The sequence below is a fragment of the Mesorhizobium ciceri biovar biserrulae genome (assembly GCF_001618845.1).
Taxonomy (GTDB): Bacteria; Pseudomonadota; Alphaproteobacteria; order Rhizobiales; family Rhizobiaceae; genus Mesorhizobium; species Mesorhizobium ciceri.
On record NZ_CP015064.1, the window covers coordinates 5652275 to 5672427 of the forward strand.

Genomic DNA, 20153 nt, shown 5'->3' on the forward strand with positions numbered 1-20153 from the left:
ATACAATGAAACTTCTGCTTGCCACGGCTACCGCCGCACTGATGGCGCTGTCGATCGGCTCTGCCTTTTCGGCCGACCTCGCGCCGCTCAATTCCGACACGGAAAAGGACCGCATCGACTGGTCGCAGGTCGAGGCCAAATTCGGCGCGTTCCCCAAGCTGCCCGAAGGCACCAAGGCAGGCGCCGTCTCCAAGACGCTGACCAATGAATACTGGCGCTCGCTGGGCGAGGGCTACACGGCATTCGGCGCCAAGGTCGGCGTTCCCGTCGTCTATCAGGCAGCGCAAAGCGAGGGCGACCAGCTCGGCCAGCTCACCATTGCCGAAGGCCTGGTGACGCAGGGCTACAACGTGCTGCTCGTCTCGCCGCAGACGGATGCCAATCTGCAGCCGATCATGGAGCAAGCCAAGGCCGCCAACGTGCCGGTGGTCAACGTCAATGACGCCGTGATCCCGCAGGCCGAACATTATGTCGGCAATGTCCAGCGCGACAATGGCGTGCGCGTCGCCAAATGGTTCATCAAGAACCGTCCGGATGGCGGCAAGGTCGCCATCGTCGAAGGCCAGGCTGGCGTCTATGCCGCCGTGCAGCGCACCGACGGCTTCAAGTCGACCATCACCGAGGCAGGCAAGTTCGAGGTCGTCGCCAGCGTTCCCGGCAACTGGGACCGCCAGACCTCCTATGATGCGGCCACCAACATCCTGCAGCAGCACCCCGACCTGATCGGCTTCTATGCCAACAATGACGGCATGGCGCTCGGCATCGTCGAGGCAGTCAAGGCCGCCGGCCTGCAGGACAAGGTTGCGGTCTTCGGCACCGACGGCATTTCCGACGCCTATGCCTCCATACGGGCCGGCGAACTGACCGGCACGGTCGACAGTTTCCCGGTGCTGACCGGCGAAGTGGCGTTGGAAACTGCTCTGCGTCTCGTCGCGGGACAGAAGCTGCCCCGCGTCGTCGCCACGCCCCAGGCACTGATCACCAAGGACAATGCCGACCGCTATTCCGGCGCCGGCGCGCGCAAGGCACTGCTCGAGGACGCGGCTGCGGGCCAGTAAGGCCAATCGGCGAGTGCCGGCCAGAGCAATTCGCTCCCGCCGGCACCGTTGCCCGGAGATAGAACCCAATGTCACCCCGGCTGCAATTCCAGGGCATTTCCAAGCTGTTTCCGGCCGTGCGGGCGCTTGACGGCGTGTCGTTCTCGGTAGGTGCCGGTGAAATCCACGGCCTGCTCGGCGAAAATGGCGCCGGCAAGTCGACGCTGCTGCGCATCCTGTCTGGCGTCCACACGCCGACAGCGGGAAGCGTCCTCATCGACGGCAAGCCGGTTACACTCGCCAACCCGGTCGCCGCACGCGCTGCGGGCGTCGCCATGATCCATCAGGAATTGCAGCAGGTACCACGCCTTAGCGTCGCCCAGAACATGTTCCTAGGCCATCCGCTGACGCGCGGCGCCATCTTCGTCGCCCGGCGCGAACAGGAGCGCCGTGCTGCGGAGGCTCTTGCGGCCATCGATCCCTCCATCGATCCGGCTGCACCCCTCGGTACCCTGAAGGTGGCGCAGCGGCAGATTGTCGAGATCGCCCGCGCGCTGCTCGATCGCGCCCGCATCGTTGCCATGGACGAGCCGACATCGAGCCTGACGCCGAGCGAATTCGAACGGCTGGCGCAAGTCATCACCGGCCTCGCCCGCGACGGCGTCGCCGTCGTCTATGTCTCGCACAAGCTGGACGAGGTGTTCGGCATCTGCCGGCGCGCCACCATCATGCGCGATGGCGTCGTCGTCGATTCCGTCGATCTGAACGACCTGTCGGAGAAAGCGGTCGTGGCGATGATGGTCGGCCGCGAACTGGCGCAGGAACAGCATAATTCCCATGCCACGAACAAGGTCATGCTGAGCGCGCGTGGCCTCTCCTCGGCGACGAAGGTGCGCAACGTGTCGTTCGATCTGCATCGCGGCGAGGTGCTGGGCATTGCCGGCCTGGTCGGTTCCGGCCGCACTGAACTGCTGCGGCTCTTGGCCGGCGCCGATCGCGCCACGGCCGGGACGATTGCAATCGACGGCAAGGCGGCACGGTTCTTCAGCCCGCGTGACGCGATTGCCGCCGGCGTCGGACTGGTGCCGGAGGAGCGCAAACGCGAAGGCATCGTGCCGCTGCGCTCGATCACCAGCAATATGGCGCTGGCCTCGATGGCCGTGTTCGCGCCGCGCGGCCTCATCGATCACGCCAGGTTGAAACAGGTGGCGGCCGAGAAGATGAGCCGCGTCAATCTGCGCCCATTCCTGCTCGACCGGCCGATCCGCCTGTTCAGCGGCGGCAACCAGCAGAAGGCGATCATCGGCCGCTGGCTGGCGGCGGGAACACGCATCCTCTTGTTCGACGAGCCGACGCGCGGCATCGATGTCGGCGCCAAGGCGGAGATCTATCATCTGATCGAGGAACTCGCCGCCGAGGGCCATGCGGTGGTCGTCGTCTCCTCCGAACTGCCCGAGGTGATCCGGCTTGCCGACCGCGTGTTGGTCATGCGCGACGGCACCATCGCCGCCGAACTCGATAGGGCAAATCTCTCAGAACAGGCGATCGCGGCGCACGCCATCCCGCAAACGCAAACGCCGGCCGCACAGCCGGCAAGGCAGTAGGTGACGGATATGTCGGATGCCACTCTGGTGCGGCCCCAGGCCGAATTCCTGCGCGGTGTTTCCATGCGCGACGCCGGCACGCTGATCGGGCTTGTCGTGATCCTGGCCGTGTTCGGCGCGCTGGTGCCCGGCTTTTTCGCCGAGCGCAACCTGATCAACATCCTGCAGCAGTCGAGCATCAATGCCTGTCTGGCGCTGGGCATGACGCTGGTCATCATCTCCGGCGGCATCGACCTGTCGGTCGGGCCGACGGCGGCACTCTCGGCCGTCATCTCGGCCTCTATGATGGTCGCCGGCGTGCCGTTTCCGCTGGCCATCGCCGCCGGCTTCGCCATTGGTCTTGCCTGCGGCCTCGTCAACGGCGTGCTCGTCGCCCATGTTGGGCTGCAGCCCTTCATCGTCACGTTGGGAACACTCAGCACCTATCGGGCACTGGCGCTGATCTACACCGGCGGCAATCCGGTCCTCGGCCTGCCCCCAGGCTTTCGCGCCGTCTTCAACGGTTCGCTGTTCGGACTGCCTCTGGCGGTCGTCATCGTCGCCTGCGTGGCTGTCGTCGCCTGGGTCGTTTTGAAGAAGACGCCCTTCGGCGAATATCTGCTCGCCGTCGGCGGCAACGAGGAGGCGGCCTACATCGCCGGCGTGCCGATTGCCCGCACCAAGATCGCCGCCTACATGATCTCAGGCCTGCTGGCGGCGCTTGCCGCGCAGATCCTGATCGGCCGGTTGGGCGCCGCCGAACCCATCCTCGGCAATCTCTGGGAGCTCGACGCCATCGCGGCTGCCGCCATCGGCGGCGCCTCGCTGATGGGCGGCAAGGGCAGCGTCGTCGGCACCATCCTGGGCGCCGTCATCCTCGGCGCCATGCGCAACGGTTTGACGCTGATGAACGTCCAGTCCTTCTATCAGCTTCTGGCAACTGGTCTTATAATCCTCGCCGCGATGCTTATCGATCGCGTGACGAGGGGGCGTGGATGACCTTGAGCGGGCTGGACCTGAAAGCGGTAGGACCGCGCATCCGCATGATGATGCCGCATCTCACTCCGCTGGAGGCGAAGGTGGTGGAAACCGTCTTCGGCCGGCGCGGCTTCGACGAGAGCATTCCGCTGAAGCAGATCGCCGAGGAATCCGGCGTGTCCGAGGCGATGGTGGTCAAGATCGCCAAGAAGCTCGGCTTTTCCGGCTATCGCGACTTCCGCACCGCCGTCTATGAGTACAGTCGCCTGCCGACCGCCGAGATGCACCAGGAAGTGTCATCCGACGACAGTTCGGCCGAGATCGTGCAAAAAGTGTTCCGCACCTCCATCCAGGCGCTGGAGGAGACGCTGGCGATCCTTGACATCGAGGATTTCGACCGCGCCGCCGAGCTGCTCTTCCGTGCCAAGAACCGGGATTTCTATGGCGTCGGCGGCTCGGCGCAGATCGCGCGCGACGTTTCGCACAAATTCCTGCGCATCGGCATCCGCGCATCCGTCTACGACGATTCGCACATGATGCTGATGTCGGCCTCGCTGCTCGGCGGCGACGACATCGCCGTCGGCTTCTCGCATTCGGGCAACACGTCGGCCGTTATCGACGCCATCCAGTTGGCCCGCAAGAACGGTGCCCGCACGCTGGCCATTACCAATTACGACAACTCGCCCCTGGCCGCCGTCGCCGATATCGTTCTGTGCTCGACCGCGCAGGGCTCGCCGCTGATGGGCGAGAATGCAGCGGCCCGCATTGCCCAGCTCAACATTCTCGACGCGTTGTTCGTCGCGGTGGCGCAGCGCGACTATCAGGCGGCGGAGCGCAATCTCGGCCGCACCATGTCGGCGGTGACATCGAAACGAAAAGACCGGGGCTCATGACGACAACGCCGCTGGTGACCGTGTTCGGCAGCCTGCATTACGACATTATGGTCGACGCGCCCGACCGCCCGCGCAAGGGCGAGACGGTGACCGGCCATGCCTGGCACCCCAAATGCGGTGGCAAGGGCGGCAACCAGGCCGTCTCGGCGGCGCGGGCCGGTGTGTATGCGGCGATGATCGGCGCCGTCGGCGACGATGATTTCGGGCGGGCGTTGCTGGCCAATCTCGATCGCGCCAAGGTCGACCGCCGCTTCGTGCGGGTGGCCGCTGGCGCCGGCTCCGGCATGAGCGTGGCGATCTTCGACCAAGGCGGCGACTATGGCGCGGTGATCGTCTCGGGCAGCAATCTGACACTGGGCCATACCGACAGTGCCTCTGCTTCCGATGTGGTGGGACAGACGGCGGTGCTCCTGCTGCAGAACGAAGTGCCGGAAGCCGCCAACATTGCCGCCGCACGCGCAGTCAAGGCACGGGGCGGTCGCGTCGTGCTCAACGCGGCCCCCGCGCGCAAACTCTCCGAGGCGTTGATCGCCCTGGTCGACATATTGGTGGTCAACGCCATCGAGGCGGAATTCCTGGCTGGCACAGCAGTGGTCGAGACACTCGACGGGGCCGCGCAAGCCGCACGGCTATTGGCCGATCTCTATCCCGTGGCGATCGTCACGGCGGGCGGCGAAGGTGTCGCCTGTTGCGACCGGAGCGGCGAGGCCTTTGCGCTGTCCGCCATCCCGGTCAAGGTCGCCAGCACGCATGGCGCCGGCGATGAATTCGTTGGCGCGCTGGCCGCGGGACTTGCCCGTGGGCAGACCATGCGGGCGGCCATCACCGCCGCCAACGCGGCTTCGGCCTTGCTGGTCTCGACGCCAGAGGCCGAGCGCGACGGCATCTGACCGGCTGGTTTCCGTCTTGCCAGACCGCAGCAGCGGCCGCCTATCCTTGCGGCCTCGCGCGAATTCCGCTAAGGCGCGCCTTTGTCGCCGGGGAACACGGACTTGGACGATCAACGCGCCGACGTCGCCATCATCATGGGCAGCCAGTCCGACTGGGCGACGATGCGCCATGCCGCCGAAACGCTGGAAGCACTTGGCATCCCGCACAAGCGGCTCATCATCTCCGCGCACCGCACACCGGACCGGCTCTATGATTTCGCCAAGGGCGCCAAGGCGGCCGGTTATCAGGTGATCATCGCCGGCGCCGGCGGTGCAGCACACCTGCCCGGCATGACGGCGGCGATGACGCCATTGCCGGTGTTCGGCGTGCCGGTGGAATCGAAAGCGCTTTCCGGGCAGGATTCGCTGCTGTCCATCGTCCAGATGCCAGCCGGCATTCCCGTTGGAACGCTGGCCATAGGCAAGGCTGGGGCCGCCAACGCAGCCCTTTTGGCCGCCGCCGTGCTGGCCCTGAACGATGACAGCCTTGCCGTCCGTCTGGATGCCTGGCGCGCCGCGCAGACTGCCAAGGTCGCGGCTGAACCGACGGATACGCCGTGAGCCTGCCCGCCGGATCGACCATCGGTATCATTGGCGGCGGCCAGCTCGGCCGCATGCTGGCTGTTGCTGCCGCCCGTCTCGGCTACCGCACCGTGGTGCTGGAGCCGCAAGCGGATTGCCCGGCCGCACAGGTCGCCAACCGGCAGATAACAGCCGCCTATGACGACCCGGCCGCCCTTGCCGACCTGGCAGCGTCAAGTTCCGTCATCACCTACGAGTTCGAGAACGTCCCGGTCGCGGCGGCCAGCGCGCTGGCGGCCAAGGTTCCGGTCTATCCGCCGGCGCGTGCGTTGGAAGTGGCGCAGGACCGGGTGGACGAAAAAACATTCCTCAACGGCATCGGCATTGCCACCGCCGATTTCCACGCCGTCGACAATGATGACGAGCTGGCGGCGGCGCTGAAAGCATTCGACGGCAGCGGCATCCTGAAGACCCGGCGCATGGGATATGACGGCAAGGGCCAGCGCGTCTTCCGCAACATGGAAGCCGGCGGTTTTGCCGGCACATGCGAGGCGATGGGCAATGTGCCGCTGATTCTGGAGTCCTTCGTGCCGTTCGAGCGCGAGATATCGGTGATCGCGGCGCGTGGGCTGGACGGTGCGGTTGTCGCCTACGATCCAGCCGAGAATATCCATCGCAACGGCATTCTCCACACATCGACCTTGCCGGCCGCCATTATGCCGGAGACGGCGCAAGCAGCCCGAACGGCCGCATCGAAGATCCTTGCGGCGCTCGACTATGTCGGTGTCATCGGCGTCGAGTTCTTCGTGCTGGCCGATGGCTCGCTGCTGGCCAACGAGATCGCGCCGCGCGTGCACAATTCCGGCCATTGGACGGAAGCCGCCTGTGTCGTTTCGCAGTTCGAGCAGCATATCCGCGCCATCGCCGGCCTGCCGCTCGGCGGCCCGGACCGCCATTCCGACTGCGTGATGGAAAACCTGATCGGCGACGATGTGATACGCGTCCCGGAGCTTCTCGCCGAGCCCGATCTGATGCTGCATCTCTACGGCAAGGCCGAAGCGCGGCCCGGCCGCAAGATGGGTCATTTCACTCGGATCAGACGTCGCGCCTCATAAGGTTGCCTACTGCGCGTCGTCGCTCTCGTCCTGCCCTGGATTGGCGCAACTCCCATCGCCTTCCTCGCAATTGGCCGCGGCAGCGAGCTGCTTGACGCGGTCATTGGTCAATCTGGTCAGGCATTGCGAAACTTCCATCGAATGGATCGATCCGCCTTCGCTGGCGGCGGTGGAATGCGCGCACTCGGCATCGCGAAAAGTGATCCAGGCGCGTTGCGCCACCTGCAGCAATCTCTTGCCGTTGGCATCGTCCGAGCTGATGAGGTTCTGATAGGCCGTGTTGAGCCTGGCGTCAGCCGCCTGGTAGTCCTCGCCGGCACAGATGTTCATCATTTGCTGGCTGTCGTCGCTGCGGTCGCATTCCTGCGCGCGCGCAACCGAAGCTGCCGCCAGCAGGACAAGGCAGGCGGCCAGGAACCTCCGGCGCATAGTCGTCTCCAAATCATTTCACGGCGACCGCATCATCCCAGCCGGCCCAGGGCCGCGCAATGCCGCAAGGCAGACATGGCGGATAATTGATGACAGGGATGATTCACAGCCGCTATGGAGCACGCTTGCGGTTGACAGGGACAAGGCTCCTCGTTTATGAGCCACCCACAGTTCAAAGGCGCGTCTTCTGGCGCGCCTTAAAATTTCGACCCAACCGGGTCCACACCGACAGGCAAGACCATGAAGATCAAGAATTCGCTCAAGGCGCTGAAGGCGCGTCACCGCGACAACCAGCTGGTTCGCCGCAAGGGCCGCATCTACATCATCAACAAGACCGCCCCGCGCTACAAGGCACGTCAGGGCTGAGTTTTCGGGCAGGAGGCTGTCGCCTCCGCCCATTTGATGCTTGTCGCCGTCTGCCGGCCTTTTCACGCCAAATTCAGTTTGACGTTCTCTCGCCCGGGACTAGAGTCCGGCGATGCGGATTCCTTTTGCATTTTTGACATCTCTGCTTGTTTCCGGCGTCATTTATGGCCCGGCATGGGCGGATGGTGCTGTCGCGCCGCCGGCCACTCAGGATGCGCCGCCCGCCGCAACGACGAAACAAGCCCGCCTCGATCAGCTGTTCAGCGACTTGAAACGCGAACGCAACGAAAAGGCGGCGGAGCGCATCGCCGGCAACATCTGGAGCGAGTGGTCGCAATCCGGCAGCGCCTCGATCGACCTGATGATGCAATGGTCGCAAAAAGCCGTCGAGGGCCAGAAGTTCGACGTCGCGCTCGATTTCCTCGACCAGGTGGTGACTTTGCAGCCGACTTATGCCGAAGGCTGGAACCGACGTGCCACCGTCCATTTCATGATGAAGAACTACGGCAAGTCGATGTCCGACATCGACCATACGCTGCAGCTCGAGCCGCGCCATTTCGGTGCGCTGTCCGGCCTGGCGCAGATCATGGCGCTGACCGGCCACAAGCAATCGGCGCTCGAGGCCTGGCAAAAGGTCCTGGCCATCTATCCGATGATGCGCAGCGCCCAGGACCAGGTCGGCACGATTTCGGAGGAACTTGCCGGTGAAGGCATTTGATTGCTCTAGGGGAGTAAGGGAATAGGGCAGTAAGACAGTAGGGGCAGATTGCACCTGCGGAACACACACCCTACTCCCCTACTCCCCTACTCCCCTACTCCCCTACAACTTACCCTCCTCCACCTCCGTATCTTCCCCCATGAACCTGATCTACGCCGCCCTTGCCTTCCTGATGGCGCTTGTCTTCGGCTTTGTCGGCATCACCCGCGTCGGCTCATGGCTGATCGAGCACCGCGATCCGCCGTTCGGCGAATTCGCCGACATCGACGGCGCCCGCATCCACTATGTCCATGTTCCGGCACCCGCCAACGCCGAGCTGCCGCCGATCGTCTTCATCCACGGCGCCAGCGCCAATCTCAGGGACCAGATGCTGCCGCTGCGTCCCTTGCTCGAAGGCCGCGCCGAAATGCTGTTCTTCGACCGGCCAGGCCACGGCTGGTCGGGTCGCGGCACCAACAACGAGAACCCGTCGGCGCAGGCCAACACCATTGCCGCATTGATGGACCATCTCGGCATCAGGAAGGCTGTCATCGTCGGCCATTCCTTCGGCGGCGTGGTGACATCGGCCTTTGGCCGCGAGCATCCAGACAAGACACTTGGACTGGTCTTCCTCGCACCGGCGACCCATCCATGGCCGGGCGGCGCAACCGCCTGGTACTACGATCTGACCACCATGCCGGTGCTCGGCTGGCTGTTTTCCGAAACGCTGACCTATCCGGCCGGTACACTGCAGATGGCCGACGCCACCACCTGCGTTTTCTCGCCCAACAAGGTGCCGGACAATTATCTCGGAATGGCCTCTATCCCGCTGGTGCTGCGACCAAAAGCCTTTCGCGCCAACGCCACCGATGTCGCCGGGCTCTATCGCTATGCCCTCGACGCCGCACCGCGCTACAACGAGATCAAGGCGCCAACCGTGGTCATTTCAGGCGATCGCGACAAGGTGGTCTATGCACATATCCATTCGGTCGATCTGGCGCGCGACATTGCCGGTGCCGAACTCGTCTGGGTGCACAATCTCGGTCACAAGCCAGACTGGATCGCGCCCGACCTGACCGTCGGCGCCATCGAGAAGGTCGCCGGCAAGAGTATCGACCTGCAGGCGATGGCCAGGACCGTGGAGGCGCGCATCGCCAGCGACGCCTACGGCGCCGGCAGATGCGCCGATATCAAGGTACCGCAGGCCGAACTCGCGCCGACCTAAAGCGGGTCGCCCGAACCGTTCAGAAGCGACACGCTTTGGGAATCTAGCGGCTGACTTGTGTGTCCGACCCGATATAGGCGATGCGCAGCATGTTGGTCGAACCCGGTGTCCGCAGCGGTACGCCCGCGGTGATGATGACGCGGTCGCCTGGCTTGCCGAAGCCTTCGTCGAAGGCGATGCGGCAGGCGCGGTTGACCATGTCGTCGAGGTCGACGGCGTCGGGCGAGACAACGCAATGCGTGCCCCACAAAAGCGACAGCCGCCGCGCCGTGTTGAGGATCGGCGACAGCGCGATAACAGGCACTTGCGGCCGCTCGCGGGCGGCGCGCAGGCCTGTGGTGCCTGATGCGGTGTAGGTGATGATCGCCGACAGCTTCAGCGTTTCGGCGATCTCGCGCGCGGCCAGCGAAATGGCGTCGGCGCCGGTCGCTTCCGGCTCGGAGCGCTGGGCGTTGATGATGCCGGCATAGGTCGGATCGGTCTCGACCTTGGTGGCGATACGGTTCATCATTGCCACGGCCTCGACGGGATAGGCACCCGCCGCCGATTCCGCCGACAGCATGATGGCATCGGCGCCTTCGAAGACGGCGATCGAAACATCGGACACCTCGGCGCGGGTCGGCACCGGTGCCGTGATCATCGATTCCAGCATCTGCGTTGCAACCACCACCGGCTTGCCGGCGCGGCGTGCGGCGCGCGTGATCTGCTTCTGGATACCGGGCACCGCCTCGAGCGGCATCTCGACGCCGAGATCGCCGCGGGCGACCATCAGCGCGTCGGACAGTTCGATGATTTCGGCCAGCCGGGCGACAGCCTGCGGCTTCTCGATCTTGGCCATGATCAGCGCCCGGCCGCGTGCGATCTTGCGCGCTTCGGCCAGATCCTCCGGCCGTTGCACGAAGGACAGCGCCACCCAGTCGACGCCTGTGGCCAGCACGGCATCGAGGTCCTTGCGGTCCTTCTCGGTCAACGCGCCGACCGGCAGGTCGGTGTCAGGCAGGCTGACGCCCTTCTTGTCGGAAATCGTGGTGCCGGCGACGACGGTGCAGACGATCGACTTGCCGTCGCTCTTCACCGCCTTCAGCTCGAGCTTGCCATCGTCGATCAGCAGGCGATGGCCGGCTTCGACCGAGCTCAGGATTTCCGGATGCGGCAGATAGACCCTGGTCGAGGTGCCGGGCTCGGGATTGTCGTCGAGCGTGAAGGTCTGGCCTTGCGTCAGCACTTCCTTGCCGTTGGCGAACTTGCCGACGCGCAGCTTTGGCCCTTGCAGATCGGCGAGGATGCCGATCGGCCTGCCAACGGCTTCCTCGACAGCGCGGATGCGTCCGACCAGCGTGCGCATCAGTTCATGGTCGGTATGGCTCATATTGATGCGGAACACATCGGCGCCCGCTTCGAACAGTTTCTTCAGCATCTCCTCCGAGGAGGAGGCAGGACCGATGGTGGCTAGGATCTTGACCTTGCGGCTACGTCTCATTGACTGTTTGTTCCCGGGGTGGCTGGAGCGCCTCCCGTTGTGGACTCATCGGTCAGCTGGACCATCCAGCTTGCCTGTTCGCCCGTGTCATATTCCTGGAATCCGGCGCGCTGAAAGCCCCGGGCGACGCAGTCGGTTACGCCTGCGATCTTGAACTCTTTTTCAGCCACGCACATGTTGATCGGGCCGTCCCAGCGTCCACCGCGTTCGGCGTCTTCTGCATAAAGATAGTAAAACCTTGATGACAGCGGCCCTTCGATCAGCGTCTTGCAACTCGATCCCTCGATGTGCCACCAGCCTTCGGTGATCCAGCCGGCCTTGGCGCGATAGCCAATGCCGACACCAACCAGGTTCTGCGTGGCGTTGCAGACGCGGAAATCGGCACGCGCCGGCGAAGCCACGACCATGGCCGACAGGCCGATGGCAAGAGTGAGGAGCGGCATGGCAAAGGCAGAGCGCATGCGCTGCCCGCCGGCGGAACTCATCCGAAAACCCCTCAAAAACCACATCAGCATCTCTCTGCGCCCCTTTTCGGAAAAGTCCGGGCGCATGTCAACGCACCGTTTTGTCCAATTCCAATCGATTTAGAAAGGCTCCGGCGCACAATTCGCCGACTTGTGCCAGATTTCCCGGGAAACCTTGGCCAAACAACGGCATTGCGCAAGCGTCGTCTTCGTGGAATGACGATAGCATCCTCCCCGGAAGCCAGCGAACAGACCATTTCCCGCCAATGACCCGATCCACAGTTTTCGCGCCTTTCGACATCGTCGAGGGCGACCGCAAGCGAGGCATCGTGCTGTTGGGCGATCATGCCCGTCGCGACCTGCCCGACGACTATGGCAGCCTCGGCCTGCCCTCAGCGGAGTTCGACCGCCACATCGCCTATGACATCGGCGTCGAGGGCGTGACGCGCGAACTGGCTGCCCTGCTCGGCGTGCCGGCGGTGCTCGCCAATTTTTCGCGGCTGCTGATCGATCCCAATCGCGGCGAAGACGACCCGACGCTCATTCGCCAGCTTTATGACGGCACTGTCGTACCTGGGAATTACCCCATCGCTGCCGAGGAGCGCGAGAGGCGGCTCGACGGGTTCTACCGGCCCTATCACGACGCCGTCAGCGCCATGATCGCCTCGGTCGCACAGGCTTCCGCCCAGGCGCCCTTCATCTTCTCGGTGCATTCCTTCACCCCGGCCATGCAAGGAATCCAGCGTCCTTGGCACGTCGGCATCCTGTGGGACCTCGACGACCGCGTGGCGCGGCCGTTGATAGACATGCTGGCGCAGGACAGGAACCTCGTCGTCGGCGACAACGAACCCTATGACGGCGCGCTGCGCGGCGACACCATGTACAAGCACGCCATCGTCAACGGCTTCGCCCATGCGCTGATCGAGATCCGACAGGATTTGATATCGGACCAGAAGGGCGCGCTCGCCTGGGCCGAACGGCTGGCGCCGATCGTTGACGCCATCGACCGCCGTCCCGATATACATGTGGTGAAGATGTTCGGCTCGCGCACCGGGCCGCTATGACGGAGGTTTCGATGACCGAACTCAGCGACGAGCAGCAACGCGATTTCGAGGCGGCCGCCTTCCGCCGGCTGGTCGAGCATCTGCGCGAACGCAACGACGTGCAGAACATCGACCTGATGAACCTCGCCGGCTTCTGCCGCAACTGCCTGTCGAACTGGTATCGCGAGGCAGCCAATGCCGAGGGCGTCGATCTCACCAAGGATCAGTCGCGCGAGATCGTCTACGGCATGCCCTATGCGCAATGGCAGGCGCTCAACCAGACCGAGGCCTCCGACGCCAAGAAGGCCGAATTCGAGGCAAGGCGCCCCAAGGACCATTAAGGCCAGCGATCACTCAAGGCTGTGTTTGGCTCAAAAATGCTTCCCGAAAGAGCCTTGACTGAAAATTGAATCGATCTAATTTGCCGCGCGAAGCCATTTCTTGCGGGATTCGCCTCATGAACGCGTCAACTGCCAAGCTGACTGCCATTCGCGGACGATGGGCGCTCGCGGCCATTTTCCTCGCCAACGGCTTCCTGACGGGCAGCTGGGCGCCGCAGATTCCGGTGTTCCTGACCCGGCTGGAGATTTCGAAGTTCACGCTCGGTCTGCTGATTCTCTTGTTTGGGGTCGGCGCCGTCGTCGCGATGACCTGGTGTGGCCATTTGATCTCCAGACATGGTTCGCGCACCGTACTGCGTTGGTTCGCCCTGTGCGGCAGCCTCGGTCTCATGGTCGTGGCGCTGGCGCCCGACGTACCCTTGGCGGCCGCGGCCATGATCATCTTCGGCGGCTCGATCGGTGGCATGGACGTTGCGATGAATGCCAACGCCGTGGTGGTCGAACGGCGGCTCTCCCGCGCCGTCATGTCGTCTTCGCACGGCTTCTGGAGTCTCGGCGGTTTTGCCGGTGGCGGCCTCGGCGGCTTTGCCATCCAGCATTACGGCCACCTCGTCCACGCGGCGGCGGTAACGGCGTTTGCCTTCGCGGTGATCGCGGTGGCCGTTCGCCATCTCCTCGCCGAAGACAGACCGCAGGCGGCCGAGCACCACAAATTCGCACTGCCGGCAAACCCGCTGGTTTATCTGATCGGGCTGATGGCGTTGCTGGCGATGATCTCGGAAGGCGCCGTGCTCGACTGGGCAGCCCTGTATCTGCGCCAGGAGCTCGGCGCCGATCTCGCCGTCGCCGGCCTCGCCTACGCCGGATTTTCAGGCGTCATGGCGGTTACGCGGTTCTTCGGCGACGGCATACGCAATCGCTTCGGCGCGGTGACGACGCTACGCGCGTCGGCCCTCGTAGCCGCGGTCGGCATGCTGGTGGCTGGCCTGGCGCCCTCGCCCTGGCTCGCCATTGCAGCCTTTGCCTTTTGCGGCTTCGGCATCGCCAATATGGTGCCGATCATCTTTTCGGCCGGCGGCAACCAGGAAGGCATGTCTTCCGGCACCGGCATGAGCGTGGTCACAACGATCGGATACTGCGGCATACTGGTGGCGCCGTCGGCGATCGGCTTCGTTGCCGAGCATTCCAGCTTCGGCCCGATCTTCATCACCATGTCGGGACTGCTGATCATCGTGTTGCTGATGGCCGGGCTCGCTCACCGCGCCGAATTCGCGCCAGCACCCGCCGAATAGCGTTTCAGCTCCTCGTGAAGGAAATCCACCACACGGCGGATGCGCACGCTGGTACGCACGTCGCGATGCATCGCCAGCCACACCGGCAGAACTGGCAGCGGCAGGTCAGGCAGCACCTTCTCAATCAAAGGATCCCTGTCGGCCAGCGGCTCCTGGCCAAGACCAATGCCGTTTCCCGCCCGCACCGCTTCCCACAAAACGATCTGGTTGTCGGCCCTGAAGCGGAAGCTGCTCCGGGTGACGGGGATGCCGTGCCGGGTAAAACCCCTGATGATCTCGTCGCCGCGGTCGAAGCCGACCAGATCGTGGTCGACAAGATCGGCAGGCTTCAGCGGACGGCCGCGCCTGTCGAGATAGGATTTGGCCGCGCAGGCGCAGAGCTCGATGTCGCAGACCTTGCGTGCCATCAGCTCGTTCTGCGCCGGCTTGACCATGCGGATGGCGATGTCGGCATCTCGACGCAGCAGGTTCTCGACCTGATTGGAGGCGACGATCTCGACCTCGATGCCGGGCTCCTCGATCCCCAGCCGCATCGTCATCTCAGGCAGGACATAGGCCGCCACGACCTCGCTGGCGGCGATACGCACCGTGCCTTCGATAGCCTCAACCGAACCCAGTGCCAGGAGTGAGAAGGCGCTTGCCTGCTCGCTGACCGCCTTGCCGCGTTCGAACAGCGTGCTGCCGGCCTCCGTCAGTTCGTAGCCGTGCCGTCCTCGACGGAACAGCGTGACGCCCAGCGCCTGTTCCAACTCGCCGATGTGACGGCCAAGCGTCGGCTGGCTGGCCGAAAGCTTCCGCGCGGCAGCCGACAGGCTGCCGGATTCCGCCACGGTGACAAAGCTCTTGATCAGGTTCCAGTCGATTTCTGTCATTCATTTATGAATATCAGAACGCCATCTGTAGTCAATTTCCATTCGCATTCGGAGCGACCATATTCCAGCTGCAGACACCAACACGGACTGCAAACACCAACCAGGAGAACTCAGATGACCAAGATCGCTCTCACCACCGCCGCTATCCTCATTTCCATCAGCGCCGCTTTTGCCGGCAGCGACAAGTTTGGTTCGAACGACGCCAGCCAGCCGGCTGTCACCAGCACCGACAACACGACCCCCGCTTCGATTCACAACCCCGGTGCGGCCATCCGGAAGCCGGTCACACAGGGCAGCAACCGCGATCTCTTCGGCAGCCGCTGATCCCGATCGCGCTTGTCGCTGATCCCGATCGCGCCTGTCGCTGATCCCGATCGCGCTTGCCGCTGATCTCGATCGCCCGACCGACCACCTAAATCCCAACCAGGAGTGCTTCCAATGACCAAGATCGCAATTCTCGGTGCCGGTGGCCGGCTCGGCCGCGTGGTCGCCAAGGCCTTCATCGACGCGGGCTACGAGGTCCGCGCCGTCACCCGCAACGGCAAGGTGCCGGCCGAACTCAAAGGCGCCACGGCCGTTGCCGGTGACGCTCTCGACCGCGAGGCCCTCATCCGCGCCACGCAAGGTGTCGATATCGTCTTCAACGGCCTCAACCCGATCTACACCGACTGGTGCAAGTGCCTGCCGATGGCGCAGAATGTCATGGCCGCCTGCCATGCGAACTGCGCACTGCATCTCTTCCCCGGCACCGTTTACAATTACGGCTCGCCGATGCCGGCGGTGATATCGGAAGACACACCCTTCCACCCGACCACGCAAAAGGGCCGCATCCGCTGCGCCATGGAGGAATTGTTTCGTCGCGAGGCCGACGCGGGCCGCGTCCGCACCATTCTTCTGCGGGCCGGCGATTTCTTCGGCGGCACCGGCAGCGGATCATGGTTCGACCTGATCGTTGCCGCCAAGATCAACAAGGGTATCTACACCGCGCCTGGCCCGGTCGACCTCGTGCATGAATGGGCCTATCTGCCTGACTTCGCTATGGGCTTCGTCGCGCTGGCGCGCAATCTGGACAAGCTCGGCTTCTATGAAGCGCTGAACTTTCCGGGCCACGCGGTCACCGATCTGCAGATCAAGGCCGCTGCCGAGAAGGCTATTGGTCGTCCGCTCAAGATGACTTCGATGCCCTGGTGGGTGCTGCGCGCTGGCAGCCCGTTCGTGGCGATGTGGCGCGAGATCGTCTCCATGTCCTACCTGCGCTTCGAGCCGCATCAGCTGGCTTCGATACGCCTGGAAGGCATCGTCGGCGAGATCCCGCACACGCCGTTGGATCAGGCGGTTGCTGAAGCTCTTGGCGATATCGGCATTGCCACCGTGGATGGCGTTGCGAAAGCTGCCTGACTCCCGCGATCACGGGCGCCGCCCCTCTGCACACTGAACAATCCACGAGAGGGCGCCTCAGAGCCGTCCCATCAACAGCAACACCATGAGCACCACCAGCACGACGCCGACAATACCCGACGGCCCATAACCCCAGGAGCGCGAATGCGGCCAGGCCGGCACCGCGCCGATGAGGACAAGGATCAGGACGATGATGACGATGGTGGTGATCGGCATGAGAAGCCCTCGCTTCGACGTTTCGCTCAGAGACAATGCAAAGGCCGCCCGGTTGTTCCGGGCGGCCTCTGCGGTCAAATCGGCGATGGGGTCTATTCGGCGGCTTTCGGAAAGGCGATTTCCGGTTCGTCGCCTGCTTCCTGGCCAGGCCTGTCGGTCGGCGAAACCGTTCCCTTGCCGCGCCGGAACAGCCGGCGGAAAAACGCATCGAAGCGGCTGTTCTTGCTGCGCGTGAAAATCATCAGCATCGACGGCGTCACCACCAGCGTCAGCAAGGTGGCGAAGGACAGGCCGAAGACGATCGCCGAGGACAGCGAAATCCACCATTGCGTCGACGGCGCGTTGATCGTCGTCTCGTGATGGAAGATTTCCAGCCCAAGGCCGAAGGCGATCGGCAACACGCCGAGGATCGCCGACACCGCCGTCAGCACCACCGGCCGGGCGCGCTCGCGGCAGGTCTGCAGCACCGCGTCCATCTTGTCCCAGCCTTCTTCGCGCAGCCGGTCATAGGTGTCGATCAGCACGATGTTGTTGTTCACCACCACGCCGGCCAGAGCGATGACGCCAATGCCCGACATGACGATGCCGAAGGTCTCGCCTGTGATCAACAGCCCCAGGAACACGCCAACCGTCGCCATGACCACGCAGGACAGCACCATCAGCACGCTGGTGAATTTGTTGAACTGCATCAGCAGCACCAGGAAGATCAGGAAGATCGCCGCCCCGAAGGCCTTGCCAAGAAAGGCGCTGGCCTCGGCGCTGTCTTCGTTCGAGCCGGCCAGCTTCCAACGTATGCCGCTGCCGAGATCCATCCCGGAGACAGCCTTGGTGACCTCCGCCTGCACGGCCGCGACCTGGGCGCCTGCGGCAACGTTTGCCTGGACGACCACCGTGCGCGCGCCGTCGATACGGTTGAGGATACCGACCGTCGGCTCCGGCTTGCGCACGACGAAATTCGAGATCGGCACCGAGCCTTGCGAGGTCTGCACCCTGAGCTCGTCGAGCGTCGACAGCGTGCGCCGGTCTTCCGGCAGACGCAGCCTGATGTCGACGGCGTCGTCGGCGCCGGCAGGCCGGTATTCCGAAAGCTTCAGCCCGTTGGTCACCAGTTGCACCACTGTGCCGACAGCGGTTGGGCTGATGCCATATTGCGCTGCCTTGGCACGGTCGACCTCGAGCGCCCAGTCGACGCCGGGCGGCGGGAGGCCGTCGGAAATGTCGATGACGCCAGGCACCTTGCCGATGCGTGCCGCAACCGCGCGCGCTTTGTCGTCGAGCCCCTTGGGGTCGACGGCCGAAAGCCTGATCTGGATCGGCTTGCCGGTCGGCGGACCGGCCTCCGGCACGCGCACCTCGACATCGACGCCGGGAATGCCGGCCATGACGCCGCGCAAATCGTTCAGGATCTGGTTCGCCGACTTGCGCTCGCGCCAATCTATGAATTCGTACTGGATGACGCCGACGACGTCTTCAGGGACATCCTGGCCGCCGCCTTGTGTCTTGCCGACGCGGGTGTAGACCGACTTGATGCCGGGCCAGCCGAGCATCCTGTTTTCGGCAATCTTGGTCGCCGTATCCATTTCGGCCAGCGAAAGGTTGCCGCGCGCGTGCACGTAGAGCAGGCCGTAGTCGGGCTCGACACTGGGGAAGAATTCGACACCGGCGCCATATTTCGAATAGGCAAAGCCGACGCCGAACAGCAGAGCGACCGTCAGCAAAACCACCGTAATCGGAAACCGCACCGCCTGCTTGACGATCGCCATGTACCAGCCGTCGCGATTATCATCCTCATGATGCTCCGGCGCCTTGGCGAAGATCGCCCCCAGCGTCGGCGCGAACACCAGCGCATAGAGCATCGAGGCCGATAGCGTGACGATCAGGGTGATCGGCATGTACTTCATGAAGTCGCCGATGATGCCCGGCCAGAACAGCAGTGGCGAGAAGGCGGCTATGCGCGTCATCGTCGCGGCAATGACCGGACCGGCCATGCGCTTGGCGGCCAATGCGAAGGCTTCCGCCTTCGGCATGCCTTCGCTCATCCGCCGTTCGGCGAACTCGGTGACGATGATGGCATCGTCGACCAGCATGCCGACAGCCAGGATCAGGCTGAACAGCACGATCATGTTGATCGTGTAGCCCATCATCGCCAGCAGCAGGATGCCGATCAGGAAAGACGACGGAATGGCCAGGCCGATCAGCAGCGAGGCACGACCCGACAGCGCGTAGAGGATGACGATGAACACCAGGATGACGGCGATCATGACGTGGTTCTGCAGATCGCCGAGCAACTGGTTGACGAAGACCGACTTGTCCTGCGTGTAGGTGACGTTCAAGCCTTGCGGCATCGTCTTGACGTAGGCGTCGGACACCTCCCTCACCTTGGCGAGCGTGTCGATCAGATTGGCGCCGATGCGCTTCTTGACTTCGATGGCGATGGCCGGCTTGCCATTGAGGCGCGTGATCGTCGTGGCATCGGCGAAGGTCGAGCGGATCGTCGCGATGTCCTTGGCCTGCACCACGGCATTGGGGCCGGCGACCACGGGCAAGGCCGCCACGTCCTCGGGCGTCTCGATCAGTGACGGCACCTTGACGGCGTATTTGCCTTCCGAGCCTTCGATATTGCCGGCGGCGACCAGACTGTTGGAGGCTCCGACAGCGCCGATCAGCTGATCGAGTTGCAACCCGTAGGACGACAGTTTCATCGGATCGATGACGACTTCGACAAGATCGTCGCGCGAACCCTGCAACGAGCCCTCCAGGACGCCTGGCACTTCCTCGATACGGTCGCGCAGTTCGCGCGCGGCGGCGGTCAGCACGCGTTCGGGCAATTCGCCCGACAGGGTGACGACGAGGACGGGGAATTCGGAGATGTTGACTTCGGTAACGACCGGCTCTTCGGCCGCCTGCGGCAGGTCGGCCTTGCCGTCCTGCACCTTGGAGCGCGTGTCCTGCAAGGCCGTCGCCAGATTTGTCTGCGGCTGGAACTCGACCAGCACATAGCCGCCGCCCTGGAAGGCGGCCGAGCGCATTTCCTTGAGGCCTTTCAGGCTCTTCAGCTTGCTTTCCATCGGCCGCAGCAGAAGGCGCTCCGAATCCTCAGGCGAAATGCCCTGATAGATCAGGCTGATATACATCATCGGAATCGGAACGTCGGGCTCGGCTTCCTTCGGCGTCGACTGATAGGCGACCCAGCCGGCGAGCAGAAGGAAGACGAGGACCGAAATGGTCAGGCGGGCATTGTTGATTGCGAGTCTGACGATATCCATGGCTAAC

At 64.0% G+C, this 20153-nt stretch carries 21 protein-coding genes; 15 read left to right on the forward strand and 6 right to left on the reverse strand.

Going from position 1 to position 20153, the window contains the following annotated elements:
* The first annotated feature begins 5 nt into the window (after positions 1 to 5).
* The 7 genes from A4R29_RS26675 (at position 6) to A4R29_RS26705 (ending at position 7057) form a co-directional block, all read left to right on the forward strand.
* Positions 6 to 1058: a sugar ABC transporter substrate-binding protein gene (locus A4R29_RS26675; RefSeq protein WP_024502965.1), complete on the forward strand. Its 1053-nt coding sequence runs from the start codon at positions 6 to 8 to the stop codon at positions 1056 to 1058.
* 68 nt (positions 1059 to 1126) lie between these two features.
* A complete protein-coding gene (locus A4R29_RS26680) occupies positions 1127 to 2641 on the forward strand; it encodes a sugar ABC transporter ATP-binding protein (RefSeq protein WP_027162481.1) in 1515 nt (504 codons plus the stop codon).
* A gap of 9 nt (positions 2642 to 2650) precedes the next feature.
* A complete protein-coding gene (locus A4R29_RS26685) occupies positions 2651 to 3619 on the forward strand; it encodes an ABC transporter permease (RefSeq protein WP_013529212.1) in 969 nt (322 codons plus the stop codon).
* Entirely contained in the window at positions 3616 to 4491 is an 876-nt protein-coding gene (locus tag A4R29_RS26690; protein ID WP_063173216.1) for a MurR/RpiR family transcriptional regulator, read from the forward strand. Before A4R29_RS26685 ends, A4R29_RS26690 begins: the two co-directional genes overlap by 4 nt.
* On the forward strand, positions 4488 to 5381 hold the full coding sequence (locus A4R29_RS26695) for a ribokinase (protein WP_063173217.1): 894 nt from the start codon (positions 4488 to 4490) through the stop codon (positions 5379 to 5381). Before A4R29_RS26690 ends, A4R29_RS26695 begins: the two co-directional genes overlap by 4 nt.
* Positions 5382 to 5483: 102 nt before the next feature.
* Entirely contained in the window at positions 5484 to 5981 is a 498-nt protein-coding gene (gene purE, locus A4R29_RS26700) for a 5-(carboxyamino)imidazole ribonucleotide mutase (protein WP_063169171.1), read from the forward strand.
* Entirely contained in the window at positions 5978 to 7057 is a 1080-nt protein-coding gene (locus tag A4R29_RS26705; RefSeq protein WP_063173218.1) for a 5-(carboxyamino)imidazole ribonucleotide synthase, read from the forward strand. The genes purE and A4R29_RS26705 overlap by 4 nt, the downstream gene beginning before the upstream one ends.
* A gap of 6 nt (positions 7058 to 7063) precedes the next feature.
* Here the strand turns inward: A4R29_RS26705 and A4R29_RS26710 are convergent, their stop codons facing one another.
* Complete coding sequence (locus A4R29_RS26710) at positions 7064 to 7486, reverse strand: lysozyme inhibitor LprI family protein (RefSeq protein WP_063173219.1); 423 nt, start codon at positions 7484 to 7486, stop codon at positions 7064 to 7066.
* Positions 7487 to 7726: 240 nt separating this feature from the next.
* On the opposite strand from A4R29_RS26710, the gene ykgO reads away from it, so the two are divergent.
* The 3 genes from ykgO to A4R29_RS26725 all read left to right on the forward strand — a co-directional run bounded on the left by ykgO (position 7727) and on the right by A4R29_RS26725 (position 9774).
* The gene (ykgO, locus tag A4R29_RS26715) at positions 7727 to 7852 is read left to right on the forward strand and encodes a type B 50S ribosomal protein L36 (RefSeq protein WP_006203764.1); all 126 of its coding nucleotides are present in this window, start codon (positions 7727 to 7729) and stop codon (positions 7850 to 7852) included.
* Positions 7853 to 7964: 112 nt separating this feature from the next.
* Positions 7965 to 8570 (forward strand): tetratricopeptide repeat protein, encoded by a 606-nt coding sequence (locus A4R29_RS26720; RefSeq protein ID WP_027162485.1) that lies wholly within the window; start codon positions 7965 to 7967, stop codon positions 8568 to 8570.
* A 139-nt stretch (positions 8571 to 8709) separates the two neighbouring features.
* On the forward strand, positions 8710 to 9774 hold the full coding sequence (locus tag A4R29_RS26725; protein WP_063173220.1) for an alpha/beta fold hydrolase: 1065 nt from the start codon (positions 8710 to 8712) through the stop codon (positions 9772 to 9774).
* A gap of 43 nt (positions 9775 to 9817) precedes the next feature.
* On the opposite strand, the gene pyk is transcribed toward A4R29_RS26725, so the two are convergent.
* On the reverse strand, positions 9818 to 11254 hold the full coding sequence (pyk, locus tag A4R29_RS26730) for a pyruvate kinase (RefSeq protein ID WP_013529204.1): 1437 nt from the start codon (positions 11252 to 11254) through the stop codon (positions 9818 to 9820).
* Complete coding sequence (locus A4R29_RS26735; RefSeq protein WP_013529203.1) at positions 11251 to 11739, reverse strand: DUF1036 domain-containing protein; 489 nt, start codon at positions 11737 to 11739, stop codon at positions 11251 to 11253. Before A4R29_RS26735 ends, pyk begins: the two co-directional genes overlap by 4 nt.
* Positions 11740 to 11984: 245 nt before the next feature.
* Here A4R29_RS26735 and A4R29_RS26740 point away from each other — a divergent pair, with 245 nt between their 5' ends.
* The 3 genes from A4R29_RS26740 (at position 11985) to A4R29_RS26750 (ending at position 14394) form a co-directional block, all read left to right on the forward strand.
* On the forward strand, positions 11985 to 12782 hold the full coding sequence (locus A4R29_RS26740) for an N-formylglutamate amidohydrolase (RefSeq protein ID WP_063173221.1): 798 nt from the start codon (positions 11985 to 11987) through the stop codon (positions 12780 to 12782).
* An 11-nt stretch (positions 12783 to 12793) separates the two neighbouring features.
* On the forward strand, positions 12794 to 13102 hold the full coding sequence (locus A4R29_RS26745) for a DUF1244 domain-containing protein (protein WP_013529201.1): 309 nt from the start codon (positions 12794 to 12796) through the stop codon (positions 13100 to 13102).
* 116 nt (positions 13103 to 13218) lie between these two features.
* Complete coding sequence (locus A4R29_RS26750; RefSeq protein WP_063173222.1) at positions 13219 to 14394, forward strand: MFS transporter; 1176 nt, start codon at positions 13219 to 13221, stop codon at positions 14392 to 14394.
* Here the strand turns inward: A4R29_RS26750 and A4R29_RS26755 are convergent.
* Positions 14358 to 15266 carry a LysR family transcriptional regulator gene (locus tag A4R29_RS26755; RefSeq protein WP_063173223.1) on the reverse strand — a complete coding sequence of 303 codons (909 nt, stop codon included), beginning with the start codon at positions 15264 to 15266 and terminating at the stop codon, positions 14358 to 14360. The genes A4R29_RS26750 and A4R29_RS26755 overlap by 37 nt on opposite strands.
* A gap of 114 nt (positions 15267 to 15380) precedes the next feature.
* On the opposite strand from A4R29_RS26755, the gene A4R29_RS26760 reads away from it, so the two are divergent.
* Both A4R29_RS26760 and A4R29_RS26765 read left to right on the forward strand, forming a co-directional pair.
* A complete protein-coding gene (locus tag A4R29_RS26760; RefSeq protein WP_063173224.1) occupies positions 15381 to 15590 on the forward strand; it encodes a DUF680 domain-containing protein in 210 nt (69 codons plus the stop codon).
* Between the two features lie 114 nt (positions 15591 to 15704).
* Positions 15705 to 16664, forward strand: coding sequence for an SDR family oxidoreductase (locus tag A4R29_RS26765; RefSeq protein ID WP_063173225.1), 960 nt, complete (start codon positions 15705 to 15707; stop codon positions 16662 to 16664).
* A gap of 57 nt (positions 16665 to 16721) precedes the next feature.
* Here the strand turns inward: A4R29_RS26765 and A4R29_RS33420 are convergent, their stop codons facing one another.
* Entirely contained in the window at positions 16722 to 16880 is a 159-nt protein-coding gene (locus tag A4R29_RS33420) for a DUF3309 family protein (protein ID WP_013529196.1), read from the reverse strand.
* 92 nt (positions 16881 to 16972) lie between these two features.
* A complete protein-coding gene (locus tag A4R29_RS26770; protein ID WP_063173226.1) occupies positions 16973 to 20146 on the reverse strand; it encodes an efflux RND transporter permease subunit in 3174 nt (1057 codons plus the stop codon).
* Positions 20147 to 20153: the final 7 nt, after the last annotated feature.